The 13,438-nt window shown below is 41.1% G+C and carries 20 protein-coding genes; 14 read left to right on the top strand and 6 right to left on the bottom strand.

The features are described 5' to 3' along the window. Positions 1–9: 9 nt before the first annotated feature. From truA to rpsI, 6 genes are all read left to right on the top strand, one after another. Positions 10–759: a tRNA pseudouridine(38-40) synthase TruA gene (truA, locus tag JCM19038_RS15990; RefSeq protein WP_042419936.1), complete on the top strand. Its 750-nt coding sequence runs from the start codon at positions 10–12 to the stop codon at positions 757–759. A gap of 143 nt (positions 760–902) precedes the next feature. Next, positions 903–1,673: an SDR family NAD(P)-dependent oxidoreductase gene (locus tag JCM19038_RS15995; RefSeq protein ID WP_042419939.1), complete on the top strand. Its 771-nt coding sequence runs from the start codon at positions 903–905 to the stop codon at positions 1,671–1,673. Between the two features lie 36 nt (positions 1,674–1,709). Further along, entirely contained in the window at positions 1,710–3,374 is a 1,665-nt protein-coding gene (locus JCM19038_RS16000) for a long-chain fatty acid--CoA ligase (protein WP_042419942.1), read from the top strand. Positions 3,375–3,392: 18 nt separating this feature from the next. Continuing rightward, on the top strand, positions 3,393–4,397 hold the full coding sequence (locus tag JCM19038_RS16005) for a phosphotriesterase (protein WP_042419944.1): 1,005 nt from the start codon (positions 3,393–3,395) through the stop codon (positions 4,395–4,397). A gap of 193 nt (positions 4,398–4,590) precedes the next feature. Further along, positions 4,591–5,028 (top strand): 50S ribosomal protein L13, encoded by a 438-nt coding sequence (gene rplM, locus JCM19038_RS16010; RefSeq protein ID WP_042360803.1) that lies wholly within the window; start codon positions 4,591–4,593, stop codon positions 5,026–5,028. Positions 5,029–5,046: 18 nt separating this feature from the next. Further along, positions 5,047–5,439 (top strand): 30S ribosomal protein S9, encoded by a 393-nt coding sequence (gene rpsI / locus JCM19038_RS16015; protein WP_042419947.1) that lies wholly within the window; start codon positions 5,047–5,049, stop codon positions 5,437–5,439. A gap of 130 nt (positions 5,440–5,569) precedes the next feature. On the opposite strand, the gene JCM19038_RS16020 is transcribed toward rpsI, so the two are convergent. The 5 genes from JCM19038_RS16020 to JCM19038_RS16040 all read right to left on the bottom strand — a co-directional run bounded on the left by JCM19038_RS16020 (position 5,570) and on the right by JCM19038_RS16040 (position 9,229). Continuing rightward, positions 5,570–6,196: a hypothetical protein gene (locus tag JCM19038_RS16020; protein ID WP_042419950.1), complete on the bottom strand. Its 627-nt coding sequence runs from the start codon at positions 6,194–6,196 to the stop codon at positions 5,570–5,572. Between the two features lie 16 nt (positions 6,197–6,212). Beyond that, positions 6,213–7,094 carry a site-specific integrase gene (locus tag JCM19038_RS16025; protein ID WP_238554464.1) on the bottom strand — a complete coding sequence of 294 codons (882 nt, stop codon included), beginning with the start codon at positions 7,092–7,094 and terminating at the stop codon, positions 6,213–6,215. Between the two features lie 240 nt (positions 7,095–7,334). Then, positions 7,335–7,790 carry an ImmA/IrrE family metallo-endopeptidase gene (locus JCM19038_RS16030; protein ID WP_152549481.1) on the bottom strand — a complete coding sequence of 152 codons (456 nt, stop codon included), beginning with the start codon at positions 7,788–7,790 and terminating at the stop codon, positions 7,335–7,337. A 63-nt stretch (positions 7,791–7,853) separates the two neighbouring features. Then, a complete protein-coding gene (locus tag JCM19038_RS23905; protein WP_052361806.1) occupies positions 7,854–8,861 on the bottom strand; it encodes an SHOCT domain-containing protein in 1,008 nt (335 codons plus the stop codon). Positions 8,862–8,878: 17 nt separating this feature from the next. Then, positions 8,879–9,229, bottom strand: a complete 351-nt coding sequence (locus JCM19038_RS16040) for a helix-turn-helix domain-containing protein (RefSeq protein ID WP_042419956.1) — start codon at positions 9,227–9,229, stop codon at positions 8,879–8,881. A gap of 160 nt (positions 9,230–9,389) precedes the next feature. Between JCM19038_RS16040 and JCM19038_RS16045 the strand changes: the two genes are divergently transcribed. Continuing rightward, on the top strand, positions 9,390–9,572 hold the full coding sequence (locus JCM19038_RS16045) for a helix-turn-helix transcriptional regulator (protein ID WP_042419958.1): 183 nt from the start codon (positions 9,390–9,392) through the stop codon (positions 9,570–9,572). Between the two features lie 50 nt (positions 9,573–9,622). Further along, positions 9,623–9,856 (top strand): hypothetical protein, encoded by a 234-nt coding sequence (locus JCM19038_RS16050; protein ID WP_042419960.1) that lies wholly within the window; start codon positions 9,623–9,625, stop codon positions 9,854–9,856. Between the two features lie 75 nt (positions 9,857–9,931). Here JCM19038_RS16050 and JCM19038_RS16055 read toward each other — a convergent pair whose 3' ends face one another. Continuing rightward, positions 9,932–10,291 (bottom strand): DUF2513 domain-containing protein, encoded by a 360-nt coding sequence (locus JCM19038_RS16055; protein ID WP_042419963.1) that lies wholly within the window; start codon positions 10,289–10,291, stop codon positions 9,932–9,934. Positions 10,292–10,355: 64 nt separating this feature from the next. Between JCM19038_RS16055 and JCM19038_RS16060 the strand changes: the two genes are divergently transcribed. The 6 genes from JCM19038_RS16060 to JCM19038_RS22425 all read left to right on the top strand — a co-directional run bounded on the left by JCM19038_RS16060 (position 10,356) and on the right by JCM19038_RS22425 (position 13,397). Continuing rightward, on the top strand, positions 10,356–11,009 hold the full coding sequence (locus JCM19038_RS16060) for a Rha family transcriptional regulator (RefSeq protein ID WP_042419966.1): 654 nt from the start codon (positions 10,356–10,358) through the stop codon (positions 11,007–11,009). Between the two features lie 133 nt (positions 11,010–11,142). Next, complete coding sequence (locus tag JCM19038_RS16065; protein WP_052361808.1) at positions 11,143–11,418, top strand: helix-turn-helix domain-containing protein; 276 nt, start codon at positions 11,143–11,145, stop codon at positions 11,416–11,418. Between the two features lie 11 nt (positions 11,419–11,429). Next, on the top strand, positions 11,430–11,612 hold the full coding sequence (locus tag JCM19038_RS16070; RefSeq protein ID WP_042419969.1) for a hypothetical protein: 183 nt from the start codon (positions 11,430–11,432) through the stop codon (positions 11,610–11,612). Between the two features lie 287 nt (positions 11,613–11,899). After that, positions 11,900–12,052 (top strand): hypothetical protein, encoded by a 153-nt coding sequence (locus JCM19038_RS22975; protein ID WP_193745158.1) that lies wholly within the window; start codon positions 11,900–11,902, stop codon positions 12,050–12,052. A 101-nt stretch (positions 12,053–12,153) separates the two neighbouring features. Beyond that, positions 12,154–12,444, top strand: coding sequence for a hypothetical protein (locus tag JCM19038_RS16080; RefSeq protein ID WP_042419977.1), 291 nt, complete (start codon positions 12,154–12,156; stop codon positions 12,442–12,444). After that, complete coding sequence (locus JCM19038_RS22425) at positions 12,441–13,397, top strand: hypothetical protein (protein WP_042419980.1); 957 nt, start codon at positions 12,441–12,443, stop codon at positions 13,395–13,397. Before JCM19038_RS16080 ends, JCM19038_RS22425 begins: the two co-directional genes overlap by 4 nt. Positions 13,398–13,438 lie beyond the last annotated feature (41 nt).

Below are 13,438 nucleotides of genomic sequence, written 5' to 3' on the forward strand. Positions count from 1 at the left end.
GAGAAAAAGATGCAAAGATGGAAAGTGAAAATCGCTTATGACGGCACTGAATTCTCTGGATGGCAGGTGCAACCTGAAAAGCGAACAGTTCAACGGGAAATCAATAGTGCATTGGCGCGTATTCATCAAGGTCAGCAGGTGAACGTCACGGCATCGGGACGAACAGATGCCGGTGTGCACGCTAAAGGACAAATCATTCACTTTGATTCTCCGTTACAAATACCGGCTGATCGCTGGTCAAAAGCATTGGGTGCCCACTTACCAGATGATATTCAAATCATCGAGTCTGTTCCGGTATCTGCGGGTTTTCACGCGCGTTTTGATGCGGCCGCAAAGGAATATCGATATTTTGTGCGATGTGGTCAAGAGCGGGATGTATTTTCGCGACACTATGCTCACCACGTTTACAAACAGCTTGATGAAAGAGCGATGCAATCAGCATTGGATCATTTAGTTGGGACGTTTGATTTCTCTTCTTTTTGCGCGAGCAATACGAATGTCGTCGACAAAGTTCGTACCCTCTTCGAGGTGAGGGTTGAACGCATTGCAGATGATCAGCTTGTGTTCGTTTTTCGGGGCAATGGGTTTTTGTATAACATGGTGCGGATTATAACCGGAACTGTGTTAGCCGTTGGTACTGGTGAAAAAGATGCAGGTGAGATGGTTACAATTCGTGATGAGCGGGATCGAAGGTTTGCTGGAAAGACAGCACCAGGTCACGGTCTCTATTTATGGGATGTTTACTATAAAGATGTATAGCAAAAAACAGGCTGTCGAACAGTCTGTTTTTTGTTGACTCTGTTGTGGAGTAGAGAACTGTAGTATATAATTTAGATATTAGAATATTTAGTCTTATATAAATATAAAATTGTAAGCGCTCACAAGGAAGGGAGAGAGTCCGTGTGTCACGATTTAATCATAAAGTTGCAGTCATAACGGGAGCAGGAAGTGGAATTGGGGAAGCATTAGCTAAGATTATTGCGAGAGACGGAGGGACGGTCGTACTAGTTGGACGTACAGAGTCTAAGCTTGAGAACGTGGCCAACGCCATTCGAGAAGAAGTAGGTGAGGGTCGTGCCGTAGTGCATCGAGCAGATGTAACGAAGTCAGAAGACATTGAAGCGTTAACGTCCGTTCTGCAAGAACGATATGGTTCAGTTGATGTGCTCGTTAACAATGCAGGTGGATCATCAAACAAGACGAACATCTTTGAAATGAGTGAAGACGATTGGGTGAAATCCCAAGATGTAAACCTAAAGAGTGTGTTCCTCGTATCGAAGAGCATCGGACAACTTATGAAGAACAATGATAATCAGAAAGATCGTGCGATCGTCAATGTGGCGTCTTTATCTGGTCATAAAGCAGGTGCGCACATTCCACACTATAGTGCTGCGAAAGCTGCGGTCATGAATTTCTCAAGAGCACTTGCTTATGAACTCGCTCCTTATCAAATTCGAGTGAACAGTGTATCTCCAGGTTTTGCTCGTACAGACCTTACGAGTGCAGGGTTAACGAATGATCGCTTTGTTAAAGCAATTGAGAAGAACACTGCTCTTTCGCGAGTCGGAACGGCTGATGAAATTGCGAATGTCATTGCTTTTGCCGCTTCAAGTGAAGCTTCTTATATGACAGGTAGCGATTTACTCGTTGATGGTGGTTGGTTACTTACTTAAGATTACAATCTAATTTAGGGTGAGGTGGTTCATTTTATGTTTACTAGACACTATGATCACTGGCCAGAACGTACACCAAAGCGCTTGAGCATTCCTGAAACAACTCTTTTGGATAATCTAGCTATTAGTGCGAGGCGTTACCCGAATAAACGAGCAATTATTTACTACGATCAAGAAATTACTTATCAACAGTTGTATGAAGAGCAAAAGCGAGTAGCGGGTTATTTGCAACACGAGCTCGGTGTGAAAAAAGGTGATCGTGTTCTAATTTACATGCAGAATAGCCCGCAATATGTCATTGCGATCCACGCTATTATGCGTGCAGAGGCGATTGCAGTGCCAATTAATCCGATGATGGTAACAGAAGAAGTGAAGTTTCCAATTGAAGATAGTGAGGCGACCGTTGCATTTGTCGGCCAGGAGTTGTTTGAGCGTATTAAACCATTACTTAACATGACGCCTCTTAAACATGTTATTCTTGCTGCTTATTCTGAGTATTTACCAGAGTCTTGCGAGTATGAGTTACCTCATATTGTAAAAGCACCACCGATTGGGAAGGACTCGAACCATATTTCTTGGCAAGAAGTGCTGAGGTACGATCAAGCGCCTCTTGCATATAAAGGTGAAGCAGATGATTTGACAGTACTCCCTTATACGTCGGGAACGACGGGATTGCCAAAAGGCTGTAAGCATACACACAAAACCGTACAAGCAAATGTCATGTCAGGTAGCCATTGGGGCAATGGATCACCAGAGGCAGTGGCACTGGGTGGACTACCGTTGTTCCACGTAACAGGACTCGTTCATTGTATGTTTGTTCCGATTCATTTAGGAGGAACAGTCGTGTTGATGACGCGTTGGAACCGAGACGTTGCTGGGAGGTTAATTGAGAAACACGAGTGTACAAACTGGACGAATATCTCGACGATGGTCGTTGATTTTTTAGCCAATCCCAACTTATCAAATTATAACTTAAGTAGTTTGTTAGCAGTAAATGGAGGCGGTGCAGCGCTTCCGAAAGCTGTCGGTGAGAAGCTCTTTGAAGTAACAGGGTTACGTTATGCTGAAGGGTATGGTCTAACTGAAACAATCTCAACGACGCATTCGAATCCGATCGGTAAAGCGAAGTTACAATGCCTCGGCATTCCGAGCTTTGATGTCGATAGTCGAGTGGTCGAACCACTTACATTACAAGAGTTAGGTCCAGGGCAAGAAGGCGAACTTCTCGTTAATGGCCCTCAAGTGTTTAAAGGGTATTGGAATCGACCAGAAGATACCGCTCAAGTCTTTGTCGAACTTGATGGCAAGACATTTTTTAGAACAGGTGACATTGTGACGTACGATGAAGATGGGTACTTCTATATTGTTGATCGTGTAAAGCGAATGATTAATTCTTCGGGATTTAAAGTGTGGCCTGCAGAAGTAGAGTCCAAAATGTACGCTCATCCAGCGGTGCAACAATGTTGCATCATCAGCACACCTGACGCAAGACGAGGAGAAACCGTGAAAGCGGTCATTATCTTAAATGACGGTTATGAATCAACGACCGAGCAAGAGATCATTGATTGGGCGAAGGAAAAGATGGCAGCCTATAAGTACCCTCGAGTCATTGAATTCACAAAAGAACTGCCCGTTTCTGGAAGCGGAAAGATTCTTTGGAGAAAACTGCAAGACGCTGAACTTCAAAAATCAAAGTCGTAATCGAAAAGGGGAGTAGTGATGAATTCACATGTAGAAACGGTCACAGGTCGATTGGCAATTGAAGATCTAGGTAAAACGATGATGCATGAACATTTCATCTTTGGCTACCCAGGCTTTGAGGGTGACGTGACGCTCGGGTGTTACGACCGTGAAGAGGCATTACGAGTTGGTATTGAGGTATGTGAGAAGTTGCAACAATTTGGGGTGAACACCGTGGTGGATCCGACGCCAAACGATTGTGGGCGTGATCCAGAGATGCTTAAAGAAATTTCTCTGCGCACAGGAATGAACATCATCTGTGCAAGTGGTTATTATTATGAAGGTGAAGGGGCGCCAGCCTACTTCAAAGCACGAGTGGGATTAAGCAATGCTGAAGAAGAGATTTACGAGATGTTCTATAAGGAAGTCACAGATGGCATCGCTGGGACTGGTATTAAGCCAGGAGTTATTAAAGTAGGTTCCAGTCGAGGTGTGATTACAGAATATGAACAGATGTTTTTTAGGCAAGCCGCACGGATCCAAAAGGAAACGGGCATTCCGATTATGACTCATACGCAAGAAGGAACAATGGGCATCGAGCAAATCGAGCTTCTTCTTGCGCACGGAGCGGATCCTGCGAAGGTTGTGATCGGTCATATGGACGGTACGACGAACATTCGTGATCACCTGAGCGTATTAGAGCGTGGCGTGACGATTGGGTTTGACCGTTTTGGCTTGGAAGGACTAGTAGGTACACCTCGTGATGAGGAAAGAAAATCGACTCTCTTAGGGTTACTTGCGATGGGCTATGAAGAACAGATCATTCTCTCCCATGATACCGTTAATTATTGGCGAGGTAGACCTTTGCCTGAAAGCGATTTCATGAAGAGGATTTTGCAGAAGTGGCATGTCGGTCATCTATTTGAGAAGGTCATACCAGAGTTACAACAGTCCGGTGTTACAGACAGGACGTTAAACCAGATCTTTACAGGAAACCCAAGTCGCGTTTTTATGGGTAAGGCGATCAGCGTGAAGCCTTTATAGAAGCGGGTTTCGAGCCATCTCATAGGAGGTGGCTTTTCTTTATCAATTTTGCTTATATTAATTGACTTTGGGCTAGAACTATTATATGATGTTAGTTGGCATTTCAAACTCCACTGCCCCGGAGAATGAAATAAACGAGAACAACAAACTGATTGTTAAATAAATGAATGATCTTGAACGAGGAGGTTCCACCATGCGTACAACTTATATGGCTAAAGCAAATGAAATCGAACGTAAATGGTACGTGATTGATGCTGCAGGTCAAACTCTCGGACGTTTGGCTAGTGAAGTTGCTTCAATCCTACGCGGTAAAAACAAACCTGAGTTCACTCCACACGTTGACACAGGTGACAATGTCATCATCATCAATGCTGAGAAAATTGAACTTACAGGTAAGAAGTGGACAGACAAAGTTTACTATCGTCACAGTGGCTATCGCGGAGGGATTAAATCGACTCGCGCGATCGACATGCGTCAAAGCAAGCCAGAGAAGATTATTGAACTTGCAGTACACGGAATGCTTCCAAAGAACGCACTCGGTCGTCAAACGATCAAGAAGCTTCACGTATACGCAGGACCAGAGCATAAGCACGAAGCACAAAAACCAGAAGCTTACGAGCTACGTGGATAATTAAGAGGAGGGTTTGAATTGACAGCTTTGCAATATTACGGTACAGGCCGTCGTAAGAACTCAACTGCTCGTGTATTCGTCACACCGGGCAGCGGTAAAGTAACGATCAACAAGCGTGACATGGATGAGTACTTCGATTACGAAACACTCAAGATGGTTGTTCGCGCACCATTTGTTGAAACAGGAACAGAGAACCAATATGACATTAAAGTTAATGTTCATGGTGGTGGATTCACAGGTCAAGCGGGAGCGATCCAACTCGGTCTTTCACGCGCACTTCTTGAAGTTGATCCTGAATACCGCAAAACACTTAAAGAAAAAGGCTTCTTAACTCGTGATTCAAGAATGAAAGAGCGTAAGAAATACGGTCTTAAAGCTGCACGTCGTGCACCACAATTCTCGAAGCGTTAAGATACTACCTTTACAAAAGCCCCCAAACCACTATGGTTGGGGGTTTTGTTATGCATGCGAGTCTTTTAAAATGGGTCAAAATTTAGGTGCGTAGTATACAGGTAGTATACGAGTAGTATGCAAGATTATATCAGTTTTTCTTTACTGGCGTGGTAATCGCTTTTTCTTCATTCCAACCCCTCGAAATCCTTACGCGAACAACGTTATTACTTATCTTGTAAATCAAACACCAATCAGCTATAGTTTTAGTTTCGTTATCAATTGTCACATAATGCGATGATCTTCTTTTATTAGAGTTTTGCTTGAGGGTAACCCATCGACAGTTTGATGGTTCATAGTTTCCGTCATTATCTATCCTGTCTATTTGTAAATTCTCCTTATATCCGTTGTCTATGGCCCATCTATAAAAGGACTTGAAATCATTCAACCATTCATCGCAAATAATAATTCCGCGACCTCCATAGTCTTTGTACTGACTTGTTTTAGAGTTGTAGCACCTCGTCTTCATACCTTGCCATCTTTTGTATAGGTTCTGATCAAACAAACCATGTTCGTAATTTCCGTTATTCTTTCCATTATTATGATGACCACAACTTTTAGTATTTCCACTTTTTAATAGATGACTTCCTGTCACAATGATGTTTCCGCAATCGCATCGGCATTCCCAGCAAACGCTTCGACCCATCCTTTTATCTGTAATTCTTAAAACAATTAACTTACCAAATCTTTTACCTGTTAAGTCTTTAATTTGCCCCATCGAAAATACCTCCAATCTATACATCCAGTAGGTCAATTGCCTTTAATAACTGGTTAATGTCTTTGTGTGTGTACACCTGATCGGTTATATCCTTAGCTGAGTGACCCATAATCCGTTTTATTGCCAATTTGTTTGCATCGGCGTTATCCATCAACGTGGCGAAGGTATGTCTGCAATCATGTGGACGATGGGTTAAGTTTAATTGGTCCATCATCTTTTTCCATTTTTCATGATAATAAGTGTAATAACTCATTTTGTTATTTGTGATACTAGCCACTAGAAATTCTGACTCATCATTCATGCGCTTTTCAATTAGCGGATGAATTTTCTTATGGATCGGTACGACTCGATTTCTTCCTGCAGCGGTTTTCAGACCACCTCGTAGATAACGTTCCTCTAAATTGATATTCTCATTCTTAATCTCAACGAGTTCACCGGGCCGTAACCCTGTATAGATCATGATGAGTGCTGTATCGGCGTATTCTAATTGATCTAAGTTATCCCAGAGAAGTTGTATCTCATCGAGAGTAAACGGCTCTCTGTAGCTACCAGAATCGTTAGCAGGCATTTCGATATAGCGTGAGTAATCTTTCGTTGTAAGATCATTCTGCATGGCGTGCTTGTACATTTGATTGAACAACACTTTTATTTTTTTCTTTGTACCGTATGACTTGTCGCAGTTATCAATGACAGCTTGTAAATGAGCTTTTCTGAGATCGTTGAATTTAATGTGATGTAGCGATTCAGCTTTCTTAAACGCAGCATTGTACCCGTGTTGATTGGATTTAGAGATCTTAGGGAACTTTTCTTTTTCTAGCCGTTCATAGACATCTGCAAAAGTCAGCTTGCCTCCAGATAGATCATAGGGATTGTTATTGTAGTCCGCAAGGGCGATCATGGCATCTTGTCTCGATTTATAATACCCCAGGTACTCGTAAAGTTGTTTGCCATTATCAGACCATCCAGCGGTGACACGAACAGCAAACGGTTTACGTCTTTTTCCAGATAGTTTGAATACTGATCCGAAGCCGTTTGGGTTTTTGATAGGTCAACACTACCTTTCTTTATGTTGCTGTACTTTTTACACCGCATTTGCTTCATATTGAGTTACCATCTACTTACATCTAATGTTTTTTAATTAGACAGGCATCAATGAACGAGTATATAGTTTGCTTTCATACATCTCTAAGCGGCGTGTAGCCACATCGTGTGTAACATTAAATAGTCGTGTAATGTCATTCGTATTTAATTGAGGTAAGTCATCTAGCATAAAAGTAGGTACACAAAAATGATAGGCGAAGAGATCAGCTTTCCATTCCTGGAACTCTCGAAAGGACTTGGGCATAATTAATTGGTTGCCTTTATCAATCAGTACATGTTTTAGTTCATGTGCAAACGAGAACCACTCATCACGTACGTCACCGTTAGATAGTATGATTTCATTGCCGATACTATAAAATTTTCGTTTATAGCTGATTTTCACCCCGAGTAGCTTAGCAATGTGGTTCATATCCAGTTGATCAGCTTGAGTTATTCCAATACTGTGTAGTAGCTCAAAGATGTAATCTTCCAAGTGCGTATAGATAATGATCAACCCCTAATGAGAACGTATGTTTGGTTTTGTGGTGAAAGAAAAGGTGTAATCAATGTACACCGTTTAAATCCCTAATAATTTTTTCTTCAGTTGGCTAAATTCTTCTTCAGTTATCGCACCTTCATCTAGGAGTGTCTTATATTTCGTGATTTCTTCAGCAGGAGTTACAGGTTGTTTGTCGAGAGTTTTTTTATCTGCTTTTTCGCAAATTAATTGGAGTATTGAAAGGCATTCCTGAGCTGAATCAAATAATATTTTATAAGAAGAACTGTCTTTCTTAGTTTTAGTTTCGATAAAATTTATATAAATAACTGGTTCACTCATATTGTTCATAGTTACTTTTATCTTTAGAGTGCTACAAATCGCTTTAGTCGTTTTCTTTCCTGTGATACCACCGACAATAGCACCAGTTCCTCCGAAAAGTGCTCCGCCAACTAAAGCCCTTCCTAAACCACCACTAGCTACTGAATTACCATCTTCTAATAACTCGAAATTAACGATGTCTTCATAGTCGTATATTCTATCTAATTGCCCATTTGAAAGTGTAGCCCATTTTTTTTGAGTCTCATCGAAAGCGACAAATATACCTATGTTCTTGTCTATTCTGAATACTTCTCTTTCGTCTTCAAGTTCTTTACTTACTTTGTTGACCGTATTAATTCGTAGTCTAATCTCTTCTAAAGTAAATTCATTCCCTACCCTAGATAATATTTCATTCATGTCAATCCCAGCTTCTCCAAAATGTTTCTCACAAACTTTGACTCCGCCTTTAAGAGTTTGTTTTAAAAGTGTTAGCTTCTGATCACAGATAGGGCATATCTTCTGTTTGTTTGATGTAATTAAATTTAAATCTGAATCAGTAAGTAGTTCAGTTGTTGAATTCTTTGAAATTCTATCTTGCAACTCATCCACAGAGAAGTGGTTTTTATTTTTAATGCGATCAATTCTTTCTGATAGATCTATACCTGCTTCTTCATAGTGTACCTCGCATATTTTGGTGCCGTCTTTAATTTTTACAGTTTTGAAAAGGCTAAGTTTATCGTGGCAAATCGGACATGTATTTTGCTTCATCTCTCGTCCGCCTTTCGTTAAATATCTTTTTGACTCTTCTTGAACTTGATGTACTCGTATACTTCTTTCATATCCTCTGCTGAAAAACTTTCAAGGTCTTTAAACATTAAGTCTATATAAGGAAACTCTGTAGCAATTTTGCTTTTATAGAATTCTAGATCATCCTTTTTATCTATTTCGTGATCTAGTAAGTAATCAGTGGACACCTCAAAGTAATCAGCGATTTTTTTCAAAGTCTCGTAATCAGGATCTCTATTGCCACTCTCATAACCAGATAGAGTAGTTCTAGCTATACCTAGTCTTTTAGCGAGTTCAGTTTGACTTAGCTTATGTTTAGTGCGAAGCACCGATAATTTATCGGAAAGCATAGGCATACTCCTTAGTTTAATATACCAGTATTATACATGACTCAATAAGAGTCATAAATAAATGACTCAAAAAGAATCACAAATGTGTTGACGTGACTCAAAATGAGTCTTATAATGAAAATAAGCCAGACGCGATACGAGTCATTAGGAGGGTCGGAAGATGAGAAAATGGCTTGCGGATTTAAGAGATGAAGCAGGGTACTCACAACAAGAACTAGCAGATAAAGTGCTTATTTCTAGGAGCCACCTATCAAGTATTGAGGTAGGCACTAGGGATCCCGGAGGCAGAACTGCCAAACGATTAGCAGATGAATTAGGGTTCGATATGAGCATTTTTTTTTGAAGAAAACAGACTCAAAACGAGTCAAAAAACCACAGCATAGGAGTGATCGGATGGTATTAAAACAGCGTGTAAGTTCTCATTACCTTAAACACATCTTGATAGACATGAACGGTCAGGAGATATGTGCAAAAGGAAAAATTAAACTCAATGACATTTTGTTTGGTAAAGGTATTGTATCTGTTGATTTGAAGCTTATGGCATCTGAAAAACCTGTTTTATTGATTGAGTATATGCCTTCGCTAATCACTAGGGACTTATCTGAATCACTAGGATTAAGAAGTTAAGTGATTTAAAAAGAATGAATGACTCTGAATATTAGTGATTTCCCCTCGAACCGACATTCGAGAGGAATCTAAAAATTAATATTTTGATTGTGAGTAATCAATTGCTAATGAAACAAGAGCGGGGATTGCTAATCCTGCTGTGCTTTTAAGCTTTTCCTTTACTTTGTTCCATGTTGTATCAGAGCGTATCGCATCAGCGAATGAATGACCTTTTGGAGAAAGGTCTTCAATGCTAACTGACTGATTCATATAAAAAAAGTACCCAATGAATAATTGATTATCTTTACAACGTTCTAAATGAGTTAACATCTCATTTTTTGAATACGAATTTAACCTTTCATAATTATCATTTGGGTATTGAAAGTCGGTATTAAAATCAGTAACTTCTTCAATTGTCAAAATAATATCACGAACGCATTCTGGATTAATTCTCAATGTGTTCACCCCCTTACTGTCCTATTCGACAGATAGGGACAAATCCCTACAAGGAGGAAATGAAATGTCAATTGTATTCGTCAAAGACAATCAGGTAGTAACGGACAGTTTAACGATCGCTAGAAGCTTCGATAAGGAACACGCAAGAGTGATGAGAGATATACGAGAGCTTGAATGTAGTGAAGAATTTCGGGTCGGCAATTTCGCCGAGTCAACTTACATCAATGAACAGCAACGAGAGTATCCAAAGTACATCATTAGCGAACAAGGGTTTACGTTTTTGGTAATGGGCTACACAGGATCGGATGCGATGAGATTTAAAGAAAGCTACATTAAAGAATTTCACTCTATGAAAGAGAAAATCCGAAACAACGTCCAAGTATTGGATGAAAAGCAATCGCTCATCGAATCAATGAAGTTAACGATTGCGACGAGCGAAAGACAAGATAAAACAGAGAAGAAACTTATTGCACTCGAATCCAAAGTAGATGAGCAGATCACTTTAGATTACGGCGAGCAAAGATCGTTGCAAAAGGCAGTAGCAAAGAGAGTGTACCACTTCACGGAAGACAAACAAGAAGCATCTAAGTTATTTCGGCAGGCATACCGAGAGATTAAGGATCGCTTTGCAGTGGCGAGCTACAAAGACGTAAAACGCAAGGACTTAGAGGCGGCAACGAACTACATTAACAATTGGATTCCTAAACGAGTAGCCTAGCACAATTCAATTGTCAAAGGGCGGGTTATAGAAACACTTTAAATCATCAGCGTTTCTATACATTTATCATATCGCTACCTATTTAATAGCGTCCATGACAATTGGTCATATCAACGTAAGGAGGTGATTAGATGTGGAATTAGGAGCGATATTGCGAGCCTGTCGCGTAAAAATGGGATGGTCGCAAGAGAAGATGGGGTCGGCCATGCATATGGAACAAGCCATTATATCGAGAATCGAAACAAACCGTATGGTCCCAAACGTAAACGTCGTCCGCGAATGGGCAACAAAAACGGATTGCCAAGAGTTATTAGTTATCTATCTAATGGGCGCTGAATCAATGCCAATTATTCAGCAAGTGCTAGAAGGAATATCTGGAACAATCGGATTTATATCAATGTTTATGTAGGAGGGAGAACGATGACAAAGCAAAGAGTTAGCGTAGCAGATACAGCGAAGATTTTAGGAACATCTGAACAGTACGTACGCATCGGATTACAAAGAGGATTGTTACCAATTGGAACCGCCGTACAAATGAGCGATCAGTGGACGTATCACATATCGCCTAAGAAGTTAGAAGAGTACGTGGGAGTCGCAATATGAGCGAGAAAGCACAAGAGCGCATCCTCATCGGTCTATTTACATCAGGAATCATCGCGGCGTTAATGGTCGCTCACATCACATTTTAGGAGGGAGAACATGATAGAAAACGGAATGGTGCTACCTCACAAATATTTAGATCCAGTTGAACCAATGGAAATTGGCAATTGTAGCGGTTGCGAACACAGCGTATACGACGGAGAGGATCACCTAGAGTTTGACGATGTGCTGTTACACGATGACTCAACATGCCTTACAAATTACATCAGAGATAACGCGGAGGTACGAAGATGATTAAGAAACGAGACTTACATTTCTATGTTGTAAATCACTTAAATGTATTAGGAAGAAAAGAAGGAATGAAGCAAGTCGGTGCAAGGTTAGGAATGGATCGAGAAGAGTTATTGAGGATACACGAACAAGAACAAGAAAGAGCCGTTTGAGCTGGCACTCAAAACGACTCGGGGGTCTGATAATAATTATCGTACAGCAATTATATCACTCAGACCCTCAACAAACAAATCACATTTAGGAGGGCATTACATTGTCAAAACAACAACGAATAGGACAAGTCATCGAGTTAATCGCAGAGGCACAAAAAGAAGCTAGTGAATTCGGAGTCCTCTGGGTAAGCGAAGATCTATTTACTAATAAATTGAGAGTGCAGATGCATGCAGAAGATTTAATGAAGCTGTACCCAGAATTCAAAGTGAAAAATCGAGAATGTGACGAGTATCCACACGAAGTGTTTGTAAACCTCGGCAGCTATTACATGTTCGGAATAATGGATGCTGAAAAACACCAACGACTTATCAAAGAGGCGGTGACGGCATGAATGGATTAACACAAAGCTACGATCAAGCACCTCATTCGATGCAACAACCGATGCAGGGTGGGGCACTAGCACAAGCGTCCTCGTCCCGTGAAATGGAAGAAGTTAAAGGACAAATCTTCATGGCGAAGCAGTTTCCTCGGAATATCTTTCAGTCTGAACAACGGATTCTTGATAACTGTAAGCGTGAGTCGTTGGCGAGAGTAGCCGTCTATAGCTACCCAAGAGGTGGCACGAAAGTCGAAGGTCCATCGATCCGAATGGCTGAGGTACTCGCTCAAAACTGGGGAAACCTAGCATACGGCATTAAAGAACTTGAACAGCGTGAAGGTGAGTCCGTGGCGATGGCATATGCATGGGACCTTGAAACGAATGTACGGCAGGAAAAAGTGTTCACGGTTAAGCATTCTATGAAGGCGAAAGGGAAGTTGAAGAAGCTCGAAGATCCTAGAGACATCTACGAGTTAGTAGCCAACAACGGCGCTCGTCGAGTACGAGCATGTGTCTTAGGGGTTATACCAGGTGACATCGTAGATAAAGCGGTAGAGCAATGTAAGTTAACGATGACAGGGCAAGGTGACAAACCGTTAAAAGAGCGTATTAACGCAGCACTAAAAGCATTTAAAGACAATCACAGAGTCACACAGGACATGATCGAGGCACGGATTGGCTACAACGCTGATGCATTCACGGAATACGACCTTATGGACCTCATCCAAATCTTTAACTCACTGAAAGATGGCATGAGTAAGCCTGAGGACTGGTTTTCCAAAGAGACTCAAACAGAAAAAGAGCAGCCGAAAACGGACCTGACGAAAGGATTCGAAGAAGCAGAAGCTGCAAAGAAAGATGATAAACCAAAATCCAGTAGCAAGAAGAATGAAAAGGCGGTGAACACAAATGACGATGACCTCACCGCAGTCGAATTCACTGAGGACGAATTACCATTCAAATGATCTAACAAGCAATATTTTTCAGTTTCGCAGTTTAAGTCCTT

Origin of the sequence: Geomicrobium sp. JCM 19038 (assembly GCF_000698125.1) — a bacterium.
Taxonomy (GTDB): domain Bacteria; phylum Bacillota; class Bacilli; order Bacillales; family Marinococcaceae; genus Geomicrobium_A.

What these genes read in the sequence shown, in the direction of transcription:
- truA (WP_042419936.1), top strand. Translation starts at nt 10, where the DNA reads ATGCAAAGATGGAAAGTGAAAATCGCTTATGACGGCACTGAATTCTCT.
- JCM19038_RS16000 (WP_042419942.1), top strand. Translation starts at nt 1,710, where the DNA reads ATGTTTACTAGACACTATGATCACTGGCCAGAACGTACACCAAAGCGC.
- JCM19038_RS16005 (WP_042419944.1), top strand. Translation starts at nt 3,393, where the DNA reads ATGAATTCACATGTAGAAACGGTCACAGGTCGATTGGCAATTGAAGAT.
- rplM (WP_042360803.1), top strand. Translation starts at nt 4,591, where the DNA reads ATGCGTACAACTTATATGGCTAAAGCAAATGAAATCGAACGTAAATGG.
- JCM19038_RS16020 (WP_042419950.1), bottom strand. Translation starts at nt 6,196, where the DNA reads ATGGGGCAAATTAAAGACTTAACAGGTAAAAGATTTGGTAAGTTAATT.
- JCM19038_RS16025 (WP_238554464.1), bottom strand. Translation starts at nt 7,094, where the DNA reads ATGATCGCCCTTGCGGACTACAATAACAATCCCTATGATCTATCTGGA.
- JCM19038_RS23905 (WP_052361806.1), bottom strand. Translation starts at nt 8,861, where the DNA reads ATGAAGCAAAATACATGTCCGATTTGCCACGATAAACTTAGCCTTTTC.
- JCM19038_RS16040 (WP_042419956.1), bottom strand. Translation starts at nt 9,229, where the DNA reads ATGCTTTCCGATAAATTATCGGTGCTTCGCACTAAACATAAGCTAAGT.
- JCM19038_RS16045 (WP_042419958.1), top strand. Translation starts at nt 9,390, where the DNA reads ATGAGAAAATGGCTTGCGGATTTAAGAGATGAAGCAGGGTACTCACAA.
- JCM19038_RS16050 (WP_042419960.1), top strand. Translation starts at nt 9,623, where the DNA reads ATGGTATTAAAACAGCGTGTAAGTTCTCATTACCTTAAACACATCTTG.
- JCM19038_RS16060 (WP_042419966.1), top strand. Translation starts at nt 10,356, where the DNA reads ATGTCAATTGTATTCGTCAAAGACAATCAGGTAGTAACGGACAGTTTA.
- JCM19038_RS16070 (WP_042419969.1), top strand. Translation starts at nt 11,430, where the DNA reads ATGACAAAGCAAAGAGTTAGCGTAGCAGATACAGCGAAGATTTTAGGA.
- JCM19038_RS22975 (WP_193745158.1), top strand. Translation starts at nt 11,900, where the DNA reads ATGATTAAGAAACGAGACTTACATTTCTATGTTGTAAATCACTTAAAT.
- JCM19038_RS22425 (WP_042419980.1), top strand. Translation starts at nt 12,441, where the DNA reads ATGAATGGATTAACACAAAGCTACGATCAAGCACCTCATTCGATGCAA.